Source organism: Yersinia bercovieri ATCC 43970 (assembly GCF_013282745.1).
Lineage (GTDB): Bacteria > Pseudomonadota > Gammaproteobacteria > Enterobacterales > Enterobacteriaceae > Yersinia > Yersinia bercovieri.
This window is the reverse complement of record NZ_CP054044.1, coordinates 3,318,409-3,338,091: the sequence shown is the minus strand read 5'-3', so window position 1 is coordinate 3,338,091 and position 19,683 is coordinate 3,318,409. Positions and strand designations below refer to the sequence as shown.

Below are 19,683 nucleotides of genomic sequence, written 5' to 3'. Positions count from 1 at the left end.
AAATTAACCTAGCAGAAAAAACTAGCCAACATATTAATTATAGACTGTGACTTAATTCACAATTAATTTACGCCGTAATCACTTTTGAGTTCAATAGCTGGTGCGAAATAGCGATAAGATTCTATTTTTATGTAGCAATACGCCAAAAAGGCTAAAAAATAGCTTATTTATCCCTATTAACAGCATGAATAATTAGCATGTTGTATATGTCATGTTTATTGGTTTTATATTCTGTAAATTCAGCTTATAAGCAGAATAATAGTCTAATGATAGTCTGTTTAAGTTTGTACATTCTTAGGGCTAATAATAATCTAGGTTGACATAAGGTCTTGCCATGCCTCAATTTGTTCATATTAAGCTAGGATTATTGAAGTGACCGGTATTTTGCAGGGTTATAAAACCGTGAGGATGCGCTAATGACAACTTCAACACCGAAACAGACCGCGCAAGATAAGCGCCTGACTGACGGCCCGGACTGGACATTTGAATTGTTGCAGGTCTATCTGGACCAGATAGACCGGGTAGCAAAACATTACCGGCTTGAGACTTACCCCCATCAAATCGAGGTTATCACCTCAGAACAGATGATGGATGCCTATTCAAGTATTGGCATGCCCATTAACTATACCCACTGGTCTTTCGGTAAGAAATTTATCGAAACCGAGCAAAAATATAAGCATGGTCAGCAAGGTCTGGCCTACGAAATTGTGATTAACTCCAATCCTTGTATCGCTTATTTGATGGAGGAGAACACCATTACCATGCAGGCGCTGGTGATGGCTCACGCCTGCTATGGGCATAACTCTTTCTTCAAAAATAACTATCTGTTCCGTGCCTGGACAGATGCCAGCTCGATTGTGGATTATCTGCTGTTTGCACGCCATTACATCAGTGAATGCGAGGAGCGCTACGGTGTGGAGGAGGTTGAGCGGCTACTGGACTCTTGCCATGCGCTGATGAATTACGGGGTAGATCGCTATAAGCGCCCACAAAAAATCTCGCTGGTTGAAGAGACCGCCCGCCAGAAAAGTCGCGAAGAGTATCTGCAAAGTCAGGTCAACTCACTGTGGAAAACATTGCCACGCAAGGATCGAGGCGAAGTTCAGGCGCAGGCTCAGCGCTACCCCAGTGAACCGCAGGAAAATTTGCTCTATTTTATGGAGAAAAATGCCCCACTGCTGGAGTCATGGCAGCGGGAAGTGCTGCGCATAGTGCGTAAAGTCAGCCAATATTTTTACCCGCAAAAACAGACTCAGGTGATGAACGAAGGCTGGGCGACATTCTGGCACTACACCATTCTTAACCATCTGTATGATGAAGGTCAGGTCACTGATCGATTTATGATGGAGTTTTTGCACAGCCACACCAATGTTGTCTACCAACCGCCCTATAACAGCCCTTATTACAACGGCATTAACCCCTACGCCCTGGGTTTTGCGATGTTTCAGGATATTAAGCGCATCTGCCAATCGCCGACCGAGGAGGACTACTACTGGTTCCCGGATATCGCGGGCAAAGATTGGTTAGATACCCTGCATTTTGCAATGCGCGACTTTAAAGATGAGAGCTTTATCAGCCAGTTCTTATCACCAAAAGTGATGCGTGACTTCCGTCTCTTCACTGTGCTGGATGATGATAAACATAATTATCTGGAGATTTCCGCTATTCACAATGAAGAGGGCTATCGTGCCATCCGTAATGAATTATCAGCTCAATACAATCTGAGCAATCATGAGCCAAACATTCAGGTCTGGAACGTAGATCTGCGCGGTGACCGCTCCTTAACCCTGCGCTACATTCCCCATGACCGCGCACCACTGGATAAAAGCCGCCAACAAGTGATGAAACATATTCATCGTTTATGGGGATTTGATATTCATATGGAGCAACTGAATGACGATGGCAGTATCGAGCAACTGGACAGCGTACCGCCCAGAGCGAATAAGCTCTAGATTTTGCCGCATAATCACTATTTAGGACGGGCAGCAGTGGCTAAGCCGCTGGATTGCCCGGCAGCAATCGTTTGGCCTCATCAGTTAACCGTTGTGTTAATACTGGGATGATTTCACCTAGCTTGGGATAGTGCGTCTGCGTCCGTTTCGCTACTTGCGTAATCAATCAGGTATTTGATTTTATCGCCCGTGGCTAACATTACGCTGGGATGAAAAACTCCGCTGGATCGCGTATATTTGTTTTATCTGCATGTCTATATGTTTTACTGGGGATCGTAATGGCTAATGTAATGACGAGTCTGGCTGAGAAAAAACAGTACTTCGACCGTGTGAAGTTAGAAAATTATCGTCAAAGTATGCGTTTGGAAGGCTTAAACAGCACTAATCAAACGTTGCCAACCTCAAAGAACGAAAGGGCTAAACTGAAGCAAAGCCTGATGAATAAATACGCCACCAAAAACCAGCCGAGTTCGCGGTGAACAGCGATAAATACGGTGACGGCCCAGATCCTTATACCTATCCGAACAGTCAGGTGTTAATCAATAAATTCGGTATTACTGATGATGACCAGTTTATTGAGATGGAAAAAGATTTTTCCGAGTTGGCGATTATGGAGATCGAATTTAGCCCACCGCCCTATGACTTACTTTACTGGCGCTCACTGCATCAAGCCTTGTTTGGCGATATTTATCATTGGGCCGGAGAGCTGCGTACCATTGATATCTCCAAAGGCACCAGCCGATTTTGCAATATCAATCGTATTGCCCCTGAAGCTAACCGGCTGTTTAACCAACTGGCACGAGAAAACTATCTGGTTGGCCTGCCCTATGACTCGCTGATTGTAAAACTGGCTGAGTACTACTCTGATCTTAATGTTATCCACCCTTTCCGTGAAGGTAATGGCCGGGCGCAGCGGCTGCTGTTCGAACACATTATTATCAATTGTGGCTTTCAAATCTCCTTCGCTGGCATCAACCCCGATGAATGGATTCAGGCCAATATTGATGGCTACCATTGCCGCTATCAACGCATGACTGCGTTATTCGCCCGCTGTATTAGCTAAACCACACCGAAATTTCTCGCTAAACGTTGTCACAGCCCCCCTACAACTGCCGCGCGTTGCGCCCCTGCCCGCGCGCGTAAACAATACCGTTACGCTGAATAACGAGTATTGACCGCCATGACCAACGCCGAAATCTATCGCCTGATAATGAATCTGATCCGTTTCGGTATCGTGGAACAGGTGGATTTAACCCTTGATCCGCCCAAAGCCCGCGTACGCTGCGGTGAATTACTCACTGACTGGTTGCCGTGGTCGGTGCGCCGCGCCGGAACCGCTAAAACATGGTGGCCGCCGACCGCAGGGGAGCAGGTGATTATTCTGGCCGCTGGCGGCGAGTTATCTGCTGGGGTGATCATTGCCTCTCTATATCAGAAAAGTGCACCCAACATCTGACCACCGCCACCTTAGAAGTAAAGGAAGGCGGCAAAATGACCGGAAATATTCAGCACTCCGGCGGCAGCTTCTCATCCAATGGCGTAGTGGTTGATAGCCACACCCACGGCGGCGTGCAGCGCGGTGGGAGTCACTCGGACGGGCCAAACACATGATCTACTTAGGCATGAATGCCCAGACCGGGCGACGCATTACCGACATGGATCACATCACCCAGTCGATCACCGATATCGTCACCACCCCGATCACCACGCGCTGTATGCGCCGGGGCTATGGCTCGCTGCTGTCTGACCTGATTGACGACCCGCAGAACCCGCTGTTACGGCTAAAAGCTATGTCGGCGGCCTACAGCGCCATCATGCGCTGGGAGCCGCGTGTGGTACTGACCCGCGTGTTATTGGCACAGCCGCAGGCGGGCAAAATGACGCTGGAGCTTCAGGGCCAGCGCACCGATCTGGCTGACAGCTTTAATCTGGCGATCCCCGTTGGAGGCGGTTCATGAGCACTATCGACCTGTCACAGCTACCCGCCCCACTGGCGGTGGAAGCACTGGATTATGAAACCCTGCTCGCTGAACGCAAGGCGGAGCTGATCGCCCTCTATCCCGCTGACGAGCAGGCGGCCATCACCCGCACCTTATCGTTAGAGTCCGAGCCACTGGTCAAGTTATTGCAGGAAAACGCCTACCGTGAACTGGTATTACGCCAGCGGGTTAACGAGGCGGCGCAGGCGGTGATGGTGGCCTATGCCAACGGCAGCGACTTAGACCAGTTGGGGGCGAACAATAACGTTCAACGCCTGATTATCACGCCCGCCGATCCGGATGCCATTCCGCCCGTCGCGGCGGTGATGGGCGGGTAGCTGATGCCTCGGCGCTGAGTCCGTCACCGGCCTGTGTCACTGTCACCGTGCTGGCGCGGGCCGGAAACGGCGAAGCCTCGCCGTAGCTGCTGGAGATTATCCGCACCGCCCTGAATGATGAGGACGTGCGGCCGGTGGCTGACCGTGTCACCGTGCAATCCGCCGCCATTGTCGAATACCAGATTGACGCGGTGCTCTATATCTATCCGGGGCCGGAAGCTGAACCGGTATGTGCTGCCGCGCAGGCCAGATTAGGTGAGGTGCCGGTGCCGTTGCGCCAGTTATGGAGTGCCGACCTGTGCCCGCTACCGTTACTGCCCTATCTGGCGTGGGCGTGGTCGGTTGATCGCTGGGATGAGAGCTGGCCGGAAGCCACCAAACGCGCGGTAGTGAAATCTTCGGCTTACCTACACAAACGCAAGGGCACTATTGGCGCACTGCGGCGCGTGGTGGAGCCGCTCGGCTACCTTATTCGGGTGATTGAGTGGTGGAAAACCAATGAAGCGCCCGGCACTTTTCGGTTGGATGTCGGCGTACTGGAAACCGGCATTACTGACGAAATGTATTTTGAACTGGAGCGGCTGATTGATGGGGCCAAACCGTGCAGCCGCCATCTGGTGGGCCTGTCTATCAATCTGGATGTCTCCGGTGCGATCCCTGTCAGTGTCGCCAGTTACGACGGCGACGAGCTGACCGTTTACCCCTATTTACCTGAAACTATTACTGTGAGCGGCCAGCACTACACCGGCGGCACACTTCATCTTATTGACAGCGTGAGCGTGAACCCATGACCGCAAAATTCTTTGCCATACTGACCCATCTGGGGGCGGCCAAACTGGCGAACGCCACGGCCCTCGGCACCCAACTACAGATCACTCAGATGGCCGTGGGCGACGGTGGTGGCGTATTACCGCTGCCGAACGCCGCACAAACGCAACTGATTGGCGAGAAACGCCGCGCCGCACTGAACTCATTAAGTGTCGATGCGGCCAACAGTAGCCAGATTATCGCCGAACAGGTGATCCCCGAAACGGATGGCGGGTGGTGGATACGTGAAATTGGCTTGCTGGATAAAGACGGTGATTTGGTTGCCATTGCCAACTGTGCCGAAACCTATAAGCCACTGATGCAGGTTGGGTGATGCGGCTAAAAAAGGGGTCGCGACAAATACGGAAGTTGCCACAGGTATCACGATAAATAGCTTAATTACCCCCTCTGCACTAATGAGTCTCTTTAGCAAAAGAGTATTTACCACAAATGATTATATTCGTATTCCGGATGTTCCCGGTGGGCTGATTATCCAGATTGGGCTAATACCGAGCTTACTTCCTTACGTGATTGGAGCACAGGCGTTTACATGGGCGTTACCAATACCTTTCCCAAATAAATTACTTAATGCGAGTTTAACAACCGCATCGACGGCCACACCAAACTCATCGTTTGCAAATCTAGCTCTTAACCCCGCCAATGTCGGGCCAGTGACTCATTTGACGGGTTTTGTGCAAAATCTTCGAACAGATCAGTCCGTGAGTGTTTTTTATATAGCGATAGGATATTAAAATGAAAGCATTATTTAGCCCGACATTAGTGGCATTTATTCCTGAAAATATGGCACAAGATGGTAGTTTTCATGATGATATTACGAAAAGTCTTATCGTGGTGAGTGATGAAGAACAGGCGCTTTATTGGAAACAACCTGCACCCTTCGGCCAAATGCTGGGGGTGGCTGATAATCGTCCGGTGTAGGTCGATATCCCGCCACTATCACCGCCGCCACCCCTGACGGCTGACGAGCTGGCAGCAAAGGCCCGACAGTACCGTGATGATTTTATTGTGGATACTGATCCCATGATGGTGAGTGATTATTCCATTGATGATAAGCCGCTGACGACGCAGCAGCGCGACGAGTTAACCGCCACCCGCGCCACCTATCGCGCATGGCCGACAGTAGAAAACTGGCCATTGATTGAGTTGCCGGAGCTGCCGCAGTGGCTTTTGATTGAAGCGGTGAATCAAGGTTATATCGTTCCCACATGGCCGCTAGCCAGATAAGTCAGTGGGCTTAATATCGTGCGCCACCTCATTGCACTAATAGGGATTGAGGGTTAATGGTGTAAAAGCCACAATAACGACATAACTATCTGTTATTTATAATTAAAATATTACTCACAAAGGAAAGGAAGCTGTGATAATGGTCGATTAGTGACTGGTTTTTTGGTATACCCTATACAGATCATTACATGTCTTTAAGAGATTAAAAAATTATGAACGTTAACGAAGAAAAGCTTTTAAAATCAGGATTTACAAATGCTGAACTACAAAAGATTAAGAATAACGTGGAAAGCTATGGTGGAACCCTTGGGGAAGCCATTCAAGATTTGGCAAATAAATTTAGGGTTGTTCTTTGGATTACATCAGCTTGTCTGATGGTTTTTATCTTCCTCGTGTTATTTTCATCGAAACAAACCGTGGTAGGTGGGGGATTATCTCTTCTGATCGCGGTAGTGATCGTCACTTTCATCCAACCGCCAGTCCTTTCTTATAAGTCATGGCGGTATTGGAGAGGAAATATAAATTAACTGCCATTATTGTCTGTAGCCAGTAAGTCGAAAACTACTTTTGCTTTAATACCGTAGCCCACTATTTTCATTGTTAGTTTTGGCCGACTCATAGTATCTACCTTTCGGTAGTAATCCCGTGGCAACCATTTGAATAATCGCCAGGCTTCTGGTTTTCTTGCCAGCCCGAAGATGCTGTAAACACCTGCACTTAATGTAACTGCGTTATAAAAAGCCAGACCGGATTCTGGTTTAAACCCCATAAATTGAGCAGCCTCCACGACTCCATCAGCAAAAAAACCCTCGGTTTGGTATTGTTCGCCATACAGGCGAGGGATGATTTCTTTTGATAAACCATTAACGCCGTCCATTACAAGTATTGCTCCAGTCAGCATACCAAGAGGCGTCATTGTTGAAATCATTAAAGCGCCGCCGACAATAGCAGCACCGGAAACAACAATATGTACAGCTGAAATAACATACCCGACAATTTTATTATTTTCCCGGACGAACTCCACTTTGGCGTAAAGTTTCGCGGTTTTCAGCCGCAACATCCGGTCCTGCGCCTGAAGGTTTTCCGTCTCCGCTCTCAGACTTTGTATGCAGACCATACACTCTTCGTCCGATGTAGCACGTCGCGCGGCAGCGAACTGTTGCTCAACAACTTCCTTTATTTCCTGAACAAAATTCATCCGGGTCAGACTATCACTAAGGTGGGAAGCGGACAGCGTGTTCGCGATATTAATCAGCTTACGGGCCTCCAGGTTCACCATCGTTTCTGACCAACTTGTAATCCTGCCACCTGACCGCATCCTTGAAAGTAACGTCGCATCCATTTCTTTATCTCCCTGTATTTAGTTACTCATCCGATAATACGGCATTGTGCTCAGGTGTAAACTGCCGTTTTTTTGACCGCATTAAAACTCATGATATTTAAGGCTATTTCCTCTTAGCGTACAAAACCGTTCCATTGGCCCTCAAACCCCAGATCCACATCAGCCAGCATTTCGCGCAAATCCTCGCTGACCTTTTCCAGACTGAGCGAGAACTCAATTTTTCTCGCCTTGCCATCCTTAAAAAACTCGGTGCGGGTTTCACTGATGCCGGTGATCACAAACATGCCGTAGATCCCGCCAGTGCCTTCTATCAGCGGGTAGGCTTTGCCAGTGTAGGCCATGGTGCGCAGTGCGGCCAGCGACACATCGCCGCCGGTCACTTCCGGGTACAATGTCCCGCCGAGGGTAATTTTATCTTCACCGCGGCCAATATATTGATAGCGTGGCGACTTGCCGACCCGACTGTTATTGACGTGCCGGAAGGTGCTCTCCTGCCCCAGATTCTGATAAGGTGCGGTGCGCAGTTCAAACACAAACAACCCGAAAACCATCATCATAATTATTGCTCCCTGTCTGTGAACGTAGAACGGCGGCGGGACTCTTTCTGGCGCTGTAGAGTGGCGATTTTGTCATACAGCATATTGACCAGCTTATTCTCATCTATGTTGGCCGCCTGCTGACCTTGCAGGTTGATGGTGATGTCGTAGCGGTCGCCCTCATGGGTTATCGGGCCACTATTGCGCTGCGCATTGAGCGGCTTTCTCGCCAGCTGTGGAATATCACCGGCCAGTGATAACGAGTCAAAATCATTCGGCGCGATCATCTCCCGCGTGCGGGCCAGCATATCGCTGGCGCTTTGTTGCATGCTGGCCAACAGGCCGGGCTGCGCCGCCGACAGTGCCATCTGTGCATTGGAACCCAGTAGTGCCATTTTCGACTGCAAGCCACCCAGCGCAGAACCGGCTACGCTGGCACTGGTACGCCACGACAACAACGCCGGAGAGACACGCAGCAGGTTAGGCACTAACCGACTGATGCCACCCGATAACCCGCTGAATTTCGGCAGTAATGCACCCAGTCCCCCATTACCGGCCAGTAGCGAGAACCCCAACCACAGGGCCAGCATCGGCCCCAATAATGCCGCCGCCGCCAGCGCCAATCCGCCCAGCGTAATAGTGGCAATTGACAGCGCCGCCACCACTTTCATAATGGTGCCTGCCAGAGAAGAAACAGAGTAAAAGAATTCGGAGAATGAATAGGTTATACTTTAGCCAAGCAAGAGAAGGTTGGAGTTATTATCATGATGTCATGCCCACAATGTGGTGCCGTCACCCGCACCCGTACCAGCAGAATGATAACCGTCAATACCAAAGAGAATTACCACCAGTGCCAAAACCTGCTTTGCAGCTGTACATTCACCACGCTGCAATCAGTCGATAAAATCCTGTCCCACCCCAGCCGTAATAACACCGCCACCCTACCCCGCGATCTGTTTCTGCCGGGGCATCTGGGTGATGATCAGTTTGATTTAGGTTTTTGATACTCAACAGTTTTCAATCAGCCTGCCGCGTGCGGGCTTTTTTGTTTGACTCAGGATCTCTTCTAATGGATTGCTAACCTATTAATCATTACAATCAGTTAAGTGTTAAAACCACTGAGCTGAAGTTAGCATATTAAAAACAAAATGAAATCAGTACGACTTGTGAGTCCACACAATGAGGTGCCTTGCTGAAACCTCTCAGCAAATTCAGTGCGCTGATTATGATTGTCTTTGAAATTTAGAAGGATTACACATTATGTCAAACATGGTTTTTTGCCGTGGGTGCGGTAAAGAAATACATGAATCAGCAAGAGCTTGCCCAAGTTGTGGTGCAACTCAAAAAGTTACGGGCGAGAGAAATCGTATGGTTGCGGCTCTTCTGGCATTTTTTCTTGGCGGATTTGGCGCGCACAAATTTTATCTAGGTAAGATTGGACAAGGGTTCTTATATCTCATTTTTTGCTGGACATTCATTCCCGCGATTATCGCTTTCATTGAATTCATTATTTATCTTTGCAATTCAGATGAAGAGTTTGCCCGAAAATACGGTTAACAAAAATTGGGTGATGAAATCTAGCCACGTATATAGAACCCCGCAATGCGGGGTTTTTTCTTGTCTGGCTCAATACACACTCACTATTAGAACATAGCAAAAGAGCAACAAGAGCTTAAGCTGCAGTCAGCATGTGGACACCATTAAAATAAAATAAATGTATTTCAACAAGTTACGGGCAAGAAAAAGGCCGCTTGCGCGGCCTTTTGTTTCGAGAAATACTCACTCTTTTGGAGTGGCACCCTCTACTCGGCTTTTTAGCTTTTGCCCTGGACGGAAAGTCACCACACGGCGCGCCGTAATAGGAATGTCCTCACCCGTCTTCGGATTACGGCCCGGACGTTGGTTCTTGTCTCGCAGATCAAAATTGCCAAAGCCAGACAGTTTGACCTGTTCGCCATTCTCGAGGGCACGACGTACTTCCTCAAAGAATAACTCGACCAGATCTTTGGCATCTCGTTTGCTAAGCCCTAGCTTTTCAAATAGATGTTCTGACATTTCAGCTTTAGTAAGCGCCATAGGTTCAATCCCTCAAGGATGCTTGGAATCGCTGTTTTAACGCCTCTACACATCTTGCAACGGTAGCGGCGATCTCCTCTTCTTCCAGTGTACGGGCGGTATCCTGCAACACCAGACTAATAGCCAGACTCTTATAACCTTCTGCTACGCCCTTGCCACGGTACACATCAAACAAGTTTACGCCAACTACCTGATTTGCGCCAACTTTCTTACACTCTGCCAAAATATCTTCTGCGGGAACGTTTTCAGCCACCACAACAGCGATATCGCGACGGTTTGCCGGGAAGCGAGAAATCTCGCTGGCCTGAGGCACAGCGCGGTCTGCGAGCTTGTTCCACTGCACTTCGAACACCACAGTTCGACCATTCAGATCCAGCTTACGTTCCAGTTCAGGATGAACTACACCAATGAAACCAATGTGTTCCCCTGATAAATAAATTGCTGCGCTCTGCCCAGGATGCAGTGCAGGATGTGATTCAGCACGGAACTGAACATCGGATAATTTGCCGGTAAGCTCCAGAATTGCCTCCAGATCGCCCTTCAAATCATAGAAGTCGATCGGCTGACGCACCAGATCCCAATGTTCTTCGTAACGGTGCCCTGCAATGACACCCGCCAGCATTACATCCTGTCTAACACCAAGATCTGCTTTAGTATCAGGTACAAAGCGTAAACCGCTTTCAAATAAACGTAGGCGCGATTGTTGACGGTTTTGGTTATAAACCACCGCTGACAGTAGACCGGTCAACAATGACAAGCGCATTGCAGACATATCTACAGAGATCGGGCTTGGTAAGATTAGCGCCTCTTGCTGTGGATGCAGTAGCGCCTGCACTTTGGGGTCAACAAAACTGTAAGTAATTGCTTCTTGATAACCGCGATCCACTAATGCTGTTTTTACCCGCTTCAGCGGTAAGTCAGCTTCGCGGTGTTTGGTCATCACCAGATCAGCTTTAACTGGCACATCAGGAATATTGTTGTAGCCGTAAATACGGGCAACCTCTTCCACCAAATCCTCTTCGATCTCCATATCGAAACGCCAGCTTGGTGCCACTGCCAGCCAGTCAGTGCCAAGCTCAGTCACCTGACAACCAAGGCGACGCAGAATGTCACTCACCTGTGCAGAAGGCACCTGATGGCCGATTAAGCGGTCTAGCTTCTCGCGACGCAGCGTGATAGTCGCGCGTTTTGGCAACGCTTCAGTTGCCGTCACATCAATAACGGGGCCAGCTTCACCGCCACAGATATCAATCAATAGACGAGTTGCGCGCTCAATCGCTTTGTGCTGCAACGCAGGATCAACACCGCGCTCATAACGATGAGAAGCATCGGTATGCAAGCCATGGCGACGCGCACGGCCAGTAATTGACAGTGGATTGAAGAATGCAGACTCCAGCAGCACGTTGCGGGTCTCTTCATTAACACCTGAGTGCTCACCACCAAAGATGCCCGCCATCGCTAGCGGTTTCTGCTGGTCGGCAATCACCAAAGTGTCAGCATTCAGTTTGGCTTTTGTGCCGTCCAAAAGAGTCAGCTCTTCACCTTCGGCCGCCAGACGAACAACAATCCCGCCATCGATGCGATCCAGATCAAACGCATGCATGGGCTGACCTAACTCCAGCAAAACGAAGTTAGTGACGTCAACCACCGGGTCAATTGAACGAATACCGCAACGACGCAACTTCTCACACATCCACAAAGGTGTCGCGGCTTTGACATTGATGCCCTTCACCACACGGCCCAAATAGCGCGGGCAAGCTTGCGGTGCATCTACGCGGATCGGGAAGCTGTCATTGATAGAAGCTACAACCGGACTCATATCCGGTTCAGTTAATGGCAGTTGGTTAACCACCGCCACATCGCGTGCAACACCGATAATACCCAAGCAGTCGGCACGGTTTGGTGTGACACTGATTTCAATGGTTTTATCATCCAGCTTCAGGTATTCCCGCACATCGACACCAATTGGCGCATCCGCAGGTAGTTCGATAATACCATCGTGATCTTCTGAAATTGCCAACTCAGAGAAAGAGCACAGCATCCCTTCTGATGGCTCGCCACGCAGTTTGGCGGCTTTAATTTTGAAATCACCCGGCAGCACGGCACCCACAGTCGCAACCGCCACTTTCAGGCCCTGCCGGCAATTCGCGGCGCCACAAACGATGTCCAGCAAGCGATCGCCGCCCACATCAATTTTGGTCACTCGCAACTTATCAGCGTTGGGATGCTGACCACACTCCACCACGTGGCCAACCACGACACCATTAAATTCGCCGGCAACGGATTCGACACCATCAACCTCTAAGCCAGCCATCGTAATTTGATGGGCTAATGCATCACTGCTAATGGCTGGGTTTACCCATTCGCGCAACCAAAGTTCACTGAATTTCATGAGATATTCCCGCCTTACTTAAACTGTTTGAGGAAACGCAGATCATTTTCGAAGAAGGCACGCAGATCGGTGACACCGTAACGCAGCATGGTTAAACGCTCCATCCCCATACCAAATGCGAAGCCTGAATAGATCTCAGGATCAATACCAACGTTTCTTAATACATTTGGGTGCACCATGCCGCAACCCAACACTTCAAGCCACTTGCCATTCTTGCCCATCACATCCACTTCAGCCGAGGGTTCGGTAAACGGGAAATAAGAGGGACGGAAGCGAATTTGCAGGTCTTCTTCGAAGAAATTACGCAAGAAATCGTGCAGGGTGCCTTTTAAATTGGTGAAGCTGATATCGCGGTCAACAATCAACCCCTCCATCTGATGGAACATCGGTGTGTGTGTTTGATCATAATCATTACGATAAACACGGCCTGGCACGATAATCCGAATCGGTGGTTGCTGGCCTTGCATGGTACGGATCTGCACACCTGAGGTCTGCGTGCGCAGCAGGCGGGTAGCGTCAAACCAGAAAGTATCATGATCAGCACGAGCTGGGTGATGCGCGGGAATATTTAATGCATCGAAATTATGATAGTCATCTTCAATTTCTGGACCAGACTCAACAGAAAAGCCCAGCTCACCAAAAAAAGTTTCGATACGATCGATTGTTCGGGTAACCGGATGCAAGCCACCATTTTCCATACGACGCCCCGGTAACGAGACATCAATGGTTTCGGCTGCCAATCGGGCATTCATAACCGCTGACTCCAGTGTCTCTTTGCGGACATTCAGAGCTTCTTGTACTTCCTGTTTGGCCTGATTAATCACAGCGCCTGCTGCTGGGCGCTCTTCCGCTGGCAGTTCGCGCAACGATGTCATCTGAAGGGTTAAATGGCCTTTCTTGCCTAGATATTCGACGCGTACCAAATCCAACGCGGCAACATCTTGGGCATCTTCTATGGCTGCTTTGGCTTTGGCAACCAGCTCTGCGAGATGTGGCATTGTTTCCTCTTCCTCTGGCCGGTATGGCCCGCTTATAGTGATCTAAATTTAAGTTATATAAATTAGTGTCGTAGAAATTCATGTTCATAGAGAGTAATACTGGCTCCCAGGTCAGGGTAATACCTTGAAGCACAAACAAAAAAGCCTCCACGATGGGAGGCTTTGGCGTTATTTTTCGTTTCAATTCTTACGCACCAGCCTCCTGAAATCAGGCGCTAAAGTAAAAAGAGAAGCGAAAAGTAACGGTATACATCATAACGATGACCTTATTGCTTAAAAAGCTAAAGATTAAAAGAGGGAGACAAGCTCCCTCTTCAATTCTGACTTACGCCAGAGCTACTTTCGCTTTTTCGACCAGTGCAGAGAATGCCACTTTATCGAATACTGCGATGTCAGCCAAGATCTTACGGTCGATTTCAACAGAAGCCTTTTTCAGACCATTGATGAAACGGCTGTAAGACAAGCCATTCTGACGAGCAGCTGCGTTAATACGTGCAATCCACAGTTGGCGAAATTGACGCTTCCGTTGACGGCGGTCACGGTAGGCGTATTGGCCTGCCTTGATTACTGCCTGGAATGCAACACGATAAACGCGCGAACGGGCACCGTAGTAACCTTTCGCCTGCTTTAAAATCTTTTTGTGACGTGCACGAGCTACCACACCACGTTTTACGCGAGCCATGTACTTCTCCTATCGTCTTAATTCAAACCAAAATTACTTATGCGTATGGCAGACATGCTACGACCAAACCTAGATCGTTCTTAGATACCATGCCTTTTGGACGTAAATGACGTTTACGCTTAGTAGCTTTTTTGGTCAAAATATGACGCAGGTTGGCATGCTTACGCTTAAAACCACCGGCACCGGTTTTTTTGAAGCGCTTAGCGGCGCCGCGTACTGTCTTAATCTTTGGCATTGAATATATCCACTTCGCATTGTTAATTACAACGAGCTAGCTAGGCGAACAGATCTCTTGCTGCGCAAGCGCAGGGAGATCTGTTACTTGAATGCCTTACTGTCTCTTCTTAGGTGCGAGCACCATGATCATCTGACGGCCTTCGATACGAGTCGGGAAAGACTCCACAACGGCCAAATCAGAATCCTCAGTCAGATCTTTTTTGACACGGTTAAGAACTTCCATGCCGATCTGCTGGTGCGCCATTTCACGCCCACGGAACCGCAGGGTGATTTTGGCTTTATCGCCATCTTCCAGAAAGCGAATCAGGTTGCGTAGTTTGACCTGATAGTCGCCATCATCGGTACCAGGCCGGAATTTGATCTCCTTAACCTGAATGACTTTTTGCTTCTTCTTCTGTTCTTTTGTCGACTTGCTCTTCTCATAGAGGAATTTGCCGTAATCCATGATACGGCAAACCGGCGGCTCGGCATTCGGACTGATTTCTACTAAATCAACACCAGCTTCCTCAGCTTTTTCAAGAGCTTCATTCAGACTGACAATGCCAATCTGCTCACCATCGACGCCTGTTAAGCGAACTTCTGTGGCGCGAATCTCTTTGTTGATGCGATTAGGACGCGCCGGTTGAACTCGTTTTCCGCCTTTAATACTTTATTCCTCCAGTTGATGAAGACTACGGCTGCGAATTTCTGCTAGCAGCTGGTCTACGACCACGTTGACATCTAAGCTTCCCAAGTCTTTACCGCGGCGGGTACGAACGGCAATCTTGCCTGATTCGACCTCTTTATCGCCACAGACCAACATATATGGAACTCGACGCAACGTATGTTCACGAATTTTAAAGCCAATCTTCTCATTTCTCAAGTCCGCTTTTGCCCTAATTCCTGCATCTTGCAGTTTTTTGGTCACTTGTTGGACATAATCAGACTGGCTATCGGTGATATTCATCACCACGACTTGTACCGGAGCTAACCAGGTTGGGAAGAAGCCCGCATACTCTTCGGTTAAAATACCGATGAAGCGCTCTATTGATCCCAAAATGGCCCGGTGAATCATTACCGGCACCTGGCGATCGTTATTTTCGCCGATGTAAGACGCACTTAAGCGGCCCGGTAATGAGAAATCGAGCTGTACGGTACCACACTGCCACGCACGATCCAAACAATCATGCAAGGTAAATTCAATTTTTGGACCGTAGAACGCCCCTTCCCCCGGCTGATAATCAAACGGAATCCCGTTTTCAGTCAGCGCAGCCGCTAAATCGGATTCGGCGCGGGTCCACTGCTCATCGCTACCAATACGTTTTTCAGGGCGAGTAGAGAGCTTGACCACAATTTTCTCGAAGCCAAAAGTGCTGTACATGTCGTACACCATTTTGATGCAGCTGTTCACTTCGTCGCGAACCTGCTCTTCGGTACAGAAAATATGTGCATCGTCCTGAGTAAAGCCACGGACGCGCATTAAGCCATGGAGTGCACCTGATGGTTCGTTACGGTGGCAGCTACCAAACTCGGCCAAACGCAATGGCAGGTCACGGTATGACTTCAACCCCTGGTTGAAGATCTGCACGTGTCCTGGGCAGTTCATCGGCTTGATGCAGTACTCGCGGTTTTCCGACGATGTGGTGAACATATGCTCAGCATAGTTCTCCCAATGCCCGGTCTTTTCCCACAGTACGCGGTCCATCATAAACGGCCCTTTCACTTCCTGATACTGGTACTCTTTGAGCTTCATACGCACAAAAGTTTCCAGTTCACGGAAGATAGTCCAGCCGTCGTTATGCCAAAACACCATACCGGGTGCTTCTTCCTGCATGTGGTAGAGGTCTAGTTGCTTACCAATCTTACGATGGTCGCGTTTGGCCGCCTCCTCCAGACGTTGCAGATAAGCATTCAGTTGCTTCTTATCACCCCAAGCCGTGCCGTAAATACGTTGCAGCATCTTATTTTTGCTGTCACCACGCCAGTAAGCACCGGAAGTTTTCTGCAATTTAAAGTGATGGCAGAAACGCATATTCGGTACGTGCGGACCACGGCACATATCAACGTACTCTTCATGGTGATATAAACCAGGGCGATCATCGCGGCTGATATTCTCATCGAGAATCGCCACTTTATAATCTTCACCACGAGCAGCAAAAGTGTCGCGGGCTTCTTGCCAGCTAACCTTTTTCTTAATGACGTCATAATCTTTATCGGCAAGTTCATGCATCCGCTTCTCCAGCAGATCCAGGTCTTCCTGCGTCAGGGTACGGTCAATATCAACATCGTAATAGAAACCGTTGTCGATAACTGGGCCGATTGCCATTTTGGTATCTGGCCAAAGTTGCTTGATTGCGTGCCCTAATAAGTGCGCACAAGAGTGGCGGAGAATCTCCAGCCCTTCAGCATCTTTGGTGGTGATAATGGCCAGTTGAGCATCAGATTCGATCAGGTCGCTGGCATCGACTAGTTCGCCATTAACACGGCCAGCTATACAGGCTTTCGCCAAGCCGGGGCCGATATCTAAGGCAACATCAAGTGCAGAAACGGCGTGATCGTAATGACGCTGACTGCCGTCAGGAAGGGTAATAACAGGCATTCTAATTCCTTATCTACAGTGGTGACCCTCACGACAGATCACATGCAAGACGTAATTATTGTTTGATTTCAAAAAGTTGCAGCATCAATTTAACCCACGTTTGTTATATTGGTCCGCAACTGTGTAAACAGTTTAGTTTGTGACGTAGATCATGCCACAAAGGGGATTCATCTTATCATCACTTAATGCAATGACAATATACCTAGCGAATAATCTATTAATACGCCAGTCAAACAGTGATAATGATCGACGACAAAGTTATCATACTTAAACTGCACTACGATCACCGTATATCAACACCGTACAACTGAGGGTCAACTATTGCAGCGACAACCTGTTACATCTTCCAGAATTTTGTCGATTGGTTATGATCCTGAAAATCGCATGCTGGAGATACAGTTCCGTGAACAAGGGATTTATCAATATTTAGGGGTCCCTGAACGCGTTCATCAGAATTTTATGTCTGTGGTTTCGAAAGGTCGTTTTTTTGATGGCGTGATAAAAGGCAAATTTTTGTGCCGTAAAATTGGCTAAATAAAAAATAATCAATTAAAAATATAATCAAATTATGCTGAAACGGTCGCTTCGATGATAAATATGGGCAAAGAAGCCTACCGTTTCAGAGACTTACCGATCTACCTTTCACGTTTTTAAGCCATGAAATAGCGCCATAAATAGGATATCGGCACGACAAACAGCAAAGCAGGTAAGAGATTGACCACCGCGAATATTTTAATTTGCGCGATGCGCAGCCCGACGGCAATCATAATAATCCCACCGCAGGCCGAAAAATCAGCGAAAGCGATATCATCCATATATGGCATGATGAGTTTTGCTAATAAAACCAGTGCGATTTGAATCAGTAATTGCGGAATAGCAATGGCGACCAGTGCAATGCCGAGTGAGATAGAGAATATCAACGCCGTGAAAAAATCCATCAGCGCTTTGACAAATAGCAACTGAAAATCACCGGTTATCCCTTCGGTCAAAGAGCCGACCACCCCCAGCCCACTGGCACAAAACAGCACAATCATTGCCGTGAAACTCTGTGCAAACTCCTGCGGCGGCAAGGTACTGCGTGATGGAATAACCCGCTCCAGCAAGCCACGTGTTTTATTAGCGCCCCACTTTACGCCCTGCTCCAGAGATAATAACTCGCCGACCGCCGTCCCGATAATTAATGCCAAAATGACTGCTGGCATAAAATGGACTTTCACCACCATCACAATACCAATGGAGATAGAAGCCAAAGCAAAAGTTGAGGGTAAGCCCTCTTGCAACCGTTTTGGGACATGGCGGGCCAGCAATACACCGACAATACCGCCCAGAATAATACCTGCGCTGTTAATAAACGGGCCAATCATTCCCTGCTCCTAACCGCTAAAACGCGTTTTACTGAAAAATTATGTCTGTTTTAGAATTAGGAATATTCGATAATAACTAAAAACAAACCGCTGACTGAGGGTGACTCCAGGCGTGAGATAGAGAGGGGCCATAGCCGATATCCTTACTCTTTAGTGTGAAATGTTACTCCAAAGCCGTGCCATCTGTGAAGCACGAAACAGTGTTCCGTTATCATCTCAAGCACAGAATTCGACAATATTTACCTCAGGATACCCCTGCAACAGCAGCCATATCACGGTGTAAAGATGCTTATCACCATCAACAATGATTTACATTATGATCTATTGCTTTTGAGATGCGCTAGGTGTATTGCTATTTCTACAGGATGTGCTCATAATCAATTTCCGTTTCCGTGTAGCAATGGTTACTGGAACGCCGCCCCGATTGTTCACGCAATCGGGGCGTTTTATTTGGCCGTTACCCCTCGGCACTTACGTCAAACCACCGCTCTCCGCGCTTCCCACGGCTTTTCACATAAAAAATCAGACCGCCCCATATAAATACTGAACAATAAAATATTTTTTATCCGTTTTTCTTCCGCATTTTATTGTCTATGATTTGTTCAGTAGTCAACAAAGGGAGAAATATGATGCAAAAGATTGCAGGCGATCTGTCAGAGCTCGAACGCTACTTCCGCCAAACAGATAAGCAATGCTTGGCAAAAATGCCTTGGTTTACCCGCTGGCTCTATATTTCGGTAGATGAAAGGATGAAAATTCTGGATGACTTGCTGCAACCTTATCCAACCAGGCCACAGGATAAGGGATAAGTGGCGCAAGCAGATGGCCACACGCCTATCGTGGGAAGATAAATCTGCGACGATAGCGGTTAAAACGTATTCACGAAGATGAGTGCGTTTTAGCCATATCTATAGCGGCCTGAATAGCTGAACGCGCTTGGGGGCTATTTTTCCAGCAGGTAGAACCCATCATCGCTGCCGCGCTACTGACAATCTCGCTCATAGCGGCCTGGCTGAGCTGGCTCAGCGAGGTGAAGCCGAGTTGCTCCAGCCGAGTCACCACCGTCGGCCCAACCCCTTTCACCGCCAACAGCGCATCACGTTCATTAGCAGTAAATGCCATCCGACTCTCCGATTAAGATAAGTTGCGCCAAACAA

At 48.5% G+C, this 19,683-nt stretch carries 26 protein-coding genes, 2 pseudogenes and 1 other annotated feature; of the genes and pseudogenes, 16 read left to right on the top strand and 12 right to left on the bottom strand.

Annotated features, from left to right (window positions below):
- Positions 1-416: 416 nt before the first annotated feature.
- The 12 genes and pseudogenes from HRK25_RS15155 (at position 417) to HRK25_RS15105 (ending at position 6,848) form a co-directional block, all read left to right on the top strand.
- Positions 417-1,952, top strand: coding sequence for a SpoVR family protein (locus HRK25_RS15155; RefSeq protein ID WP_005278639.1), 1,536 nt, complete (start codon positions 417-419; stop codon positions 1,950-1,952).
- Between the two features lie 278 nt (positions 1,953-2,230).
- Positions 2,231-2,431, top strand: a complete 201-nt coding sequence (locus HRK25_RS15150) for a YhfG family protein (RefSeq protein ID WP_226713267.1) — start codon at positions 2,231-2,233, stop codon at positions 2,429-2,431.
- Complete coding sequence (locus tag HRK25_RS15145; protein ID WP_005278645.1) at positions 2,428-3,015, top strand: Fic/DOC family protein; 588 nt, start codon at positions 2,428-2,430, stop codon at positions 3,013-3,015. The genes HRK25_RS15150 and HRK25_RS15145 overlap by 4 nt, the downstream gene beginning before the upstream one ends.
- Positions 3,016-3,132: 117 nt before the next feature.
- A pseudogene (locus HRK25_RS15140) lies at positions 3,133-3,563 on the top strand (phage baseplate assembly protein V).
- Positions 3,560-3,910, top strand: coding sequence for a GPW/gp25 family protein (locus HRK25_RS15135; RefSeq protein ID WP_032898770.1), 351 nt, complete (start codon positions 3,560-3,562; stop codon positions 3,908-3,910). Before HRK25_RS15140 ends, HRK25_RS15135 begins: the two are co-directional and overlap by 4 nt.
- Positions 3,907-4,269 (top strand): baseplate J/gp47 family protein, encoded by a 363-nt coding sequence (locus HRK25_RS15130; protein WP_050413710.1) that lies wholly within the window; start codon positions 3,907-3,909, stop codon positions 4,267-4,269. The genes HRK25_RS15135 and HRK25_RS15130 overlap by 4 nt, the downstream gene beginning before the upstream one ends.
- A 200-nt stretch (positions 4,270-4,469) precedes the next feature.
- Entirely contained in the window at positions 4,470-5,060 is a 591-nt protein-coding gene (locus tag HRK25_RS15125; protein ID WP_032898779.1) for a phage tail protein I, read from the top strand.
- A pseudogene (locus HRK25_RS15120) lies at positions 5,057-5,407 on the top strand (phage tail protein); the annotation flags it as partial. The gene HRK25_RS15125 and the pseudogene HRK25_RS15120, both read left to right, overlap by 4 nt.
- An 85-nt stretch (positions 5,408-5,492) precedes the next feature.
- The gene (locus HRK25_RS15115; RefSeq protein ID WP_420895949.1) at positions 5,493-5,828 is read left to right on the top strand and encodes a gp53-like domain-containing protein; all 336 of its coding nucleotides are present in this window, start codon (positions 5,493-5,495) and stop codon (positions 5,826-5,828) included.
- A 1-nt stretch (position 5,829) separates the two neighbouring features.
- The gene (locus tag HRK25_RS20235; RefSeq protein WP_005278665.1) at positions 5,830-6,015 is read left to right on the top strand and encodes a hypothetical protein; all 186 of its coding nucleotides are present in this window, start codon (positions 5,830-5,832) and stop codon (positions 6,013-6,015) included.
- Between the two features lie 102 nt (positions 6,016-6,117).
- Positions 6,118-6,321 (top strand): phage tail fiber protein, encoded by a 204-nt coding sequence (locus HRK25_RS20230; RefSeq protein WP_032898772.1) that lies wholly within the window; start codon positions 6,118-6,120, stop codon positions 6,319-6,321.
- Between the two features lie 212 nt (positions 6,322-6,533).
- Positions 6,534-6,848 carry a hypothetical protein gene (locus HRK25_RS15105; RefSeq protein ID WP_032898773.1) on the top strand — a complete coding sequence of 105 codons (315 nt, stop codon included), beginning with the start codon at positions 6,534-6,536 and terminating at the stop codon, positions 6,846-6,848.
- Here the strand turns inward: HRK25_RS15105 and HRK25_RS15100 are convergent.
- The 3 genes from HRK25_RS15100 to HRK25_RS15090 all read right to left on the bottom strand — a co-directional run bounded on the left by HRK25_RS15100 (position 6,845) and on the right by HRK25_RS15090 (position 8,870).
- Positions 6,845-7,663: a DUF4225 domain-containing protein gene (locus HRK25_RS15100; protein ID WP_173361772.1), complete on the bottom strand. Its 819-nt coding sequence runs from the start codon at positions 7,661-7,663 to the stop codon at positions 6,845-6,847. The genes HRK25_RS15105 and HRK25_RS15100 overlap by 4 nt on opposite strands.
- A 113-nt stretch (positions 7,664-7,776) precedes the next feature.
- Complete coding sequence (locus HRK25_RS15095; protein ID WP_005272309.1) at positions 7,777-8,220, bottom strand: phage tail protein; 444 nt, start codon at positions 8,218-8,220, stop codon at positions 7,777-7,779.
- 2 nt (positions 8,221-8,222) lie between these two features.
- Positions 8,223-8,870, bottom strand: coding sequence for a hypothetical protein (locus HRK25_RS15090; protein WP_005272312.1), 648 nt, complete (start codon positions 8,868-8,870; stop codon positions 8,223-8,225).
- Positions 8,871-8,963: 93 nt separating this feature from the next.
- On the opposite strand from HRK25_RS15090, the gene HRK25_RS15085 reads away from it, so the two are divergent.
- Positions 8,964-9,203 (top strand): ogr/Delta-like zinc finger family protein, encoded by a 240-nt coding sequence (locus tag HRK25_RS15085; protein WP_032896990.1) that lies wholly within the window; start codon positions 8,964-8,966, stop codon positions 9,201-9,203.
- A 256-nt stretch (positions 9,204-9,459) separates the two neighbouring features.
- Positions 9,460-9,756: a TM2 domain-containing protein gene (locus HRK25_RS15080; RefSeq protein ID WP_032896992.1), complete on the top strand. Its 297-nt coding sequence runs from the start codon at positions 9,460-9,462 to the stop codon at positions 9,754-9,756.
- 222 nt (positions 9,757-9,978) lie between these two features.
- On the opposite strand, the gene ihfA is transcribed toward HRK25_RS15080, so the two are convergent.
- The 7 genes from ihfA to thrS form a co-directional block, all read right to left on the bottom strand.
- Entirely contained in the window at positions 9,979-10,275 is a 297-nt protein-coding gene (gene ihfA, locus HRK25_RS15075) for an integration host factor subunit alpha (RefSeq protein ID WP_004875238.1), read from the bottom strand.
- Between the two features lie 4 nt (positions 10,276-10,279).
- Positions 10,280-12,667 (bottom strand): phenylalanine--tRNA ligase subunit beta, encoded by a 2,388-nt coding sequence (gene pheT, locus HRK25_RS15070; protein ID WP_005272320.1) that lies wholly within the window; start codon positions 12,665-12,667, stop codon positions 10,280-10,282.
- A 14-nt stretch (positions 12,668-12,681) separates the two neighbouring features.
- On the bottom strand, positions 12,682-13,665 hold the full coding sequence (pheS, locus tag HRK25_RS15065; protein ID WP_005272321.1) for a phenylalanine--tRNA ligase subunit alpha: 984 nt from the start codon (positions 13,663-13,665) through the stop codon (positions 12,682-12,684).
- A gap of 134 nt (positions 13,666-13,799) precedes the next feature.
- Positions 13,800-13,922, bottom strand: a sequence feature (Phe leader region).
- A gap of 68 nt (positions 13,923-13,990) precedes the next feature.
- Positions 13,991-14,347 (bottom strand): 50S ribosomal protein L20, encoded by a 357-nt coding sequence (gene rplT, locus HRK25_RS15060; protein ID WP_004706556.1) that lies wholly within the window; start codon positions 14,345-14,347, stop codon positions 13,991-13,993.
- 37 nt (positions 14,348-14,384) lie between these two features.
- Positions 14,385-14,582: a 50S ribosomal protein L35 gene (gene rpmI / locus HRK25_RS15055; RefSeq protein WP_004713020.1), complete on the bottom strand. Its 198-nt coding sequence runs from the start codon at positions 14,580-14,582 to the stop codon at positions 14,385-14,387.
- 96 nt (positions 14,583-14,678) lie between these two features.
- On the bottom strand, positions 14,679-15,230 hold the full coding sequence (infC, locus tag HRK25_RS15050) for a translation initiation factor IF-3 (RefSeq protein ID WP_011816226.1): 552 nt from the start codon (positions 15,228-15,230) through the stop codon (positions 14,679-14,681).
- Between the two features lie 3 nt (positions 15,231-15,233).
- On the bottom strand, positions 15,234-17,162 hold the full coding sequence (thrS, locus tag HRK25_RS15045; RefSeq protein WP_005272322.1) for a threonine--tRNA ligase: 1,929 nt from the start codon (positions 17,160-17,162) through the stop codon (positions 15,234-15,236).
- 321 nt (positions 17,163-17,483) lie between these two features.
- Here thrS and HRK25_RS15040 point away from each other — a divergent pair, with 321 nt between their 5' ends.
- Positions 17,484-17,696, top strand: a complete 213-nt coding sequence (locus HRK25_RS15040; protein WP_005161573.1) for a KTSC domain-containing protein — start codon at positions 17,484-17,486, stop codon at positions 17,694-17,696.
- A gap of 116 nt (positions 17,697-17,812) precedes the next feature.
- Here HRK25_RS15040 and HRK25_RS15035 read toward each other — a convergent pair whose 3' ends face one another.
- A complete protein-coding gene (locus HRK25_RS15035) occupies positions 17,813-18,526 on the bottom strand; it encodes a DUF554 domain-containing protein (RefSeq protein ID WP_005272323.1) in 714 nt (237 codons plus the stop codon).
- A 626-nt stretch (positions 18,527-19,152) separates the two neighbouring features.
- On the opposite strand from HRK25_RS15035, the gene HRK25_RS15030 reads away from it, so the two are divergent.
- On the top strand, positions 19,153-19,335 hold the full coding sequence (locus HRK25_RS15030; protein WP_005272326.1) for a hypothetical protein: 183 nt from the start codon (positions 19,153-19,155) through the stop codon (positions 19,333-19,335).
- A 70-nt stretch (positions 19,336-19,405) separates the two neighbouring features.
- Here the strand turns inward: HRK25_RS15030 and HRK25_RS15025 are convergent, their stop codons facing one another.
- On the bottom strand, positions 19,406-19,648 hold the full coding sequence (locus tag HRK25_RS15025) for a hypothetical protein (protein ID WP_005272329.1): 243 nt from the start codon (positions 19,646-19,648) through the stop codon (positions 19,406-19,408).
- Positions 19,649-19,683 lie beyond the last annotated feature (35 nt).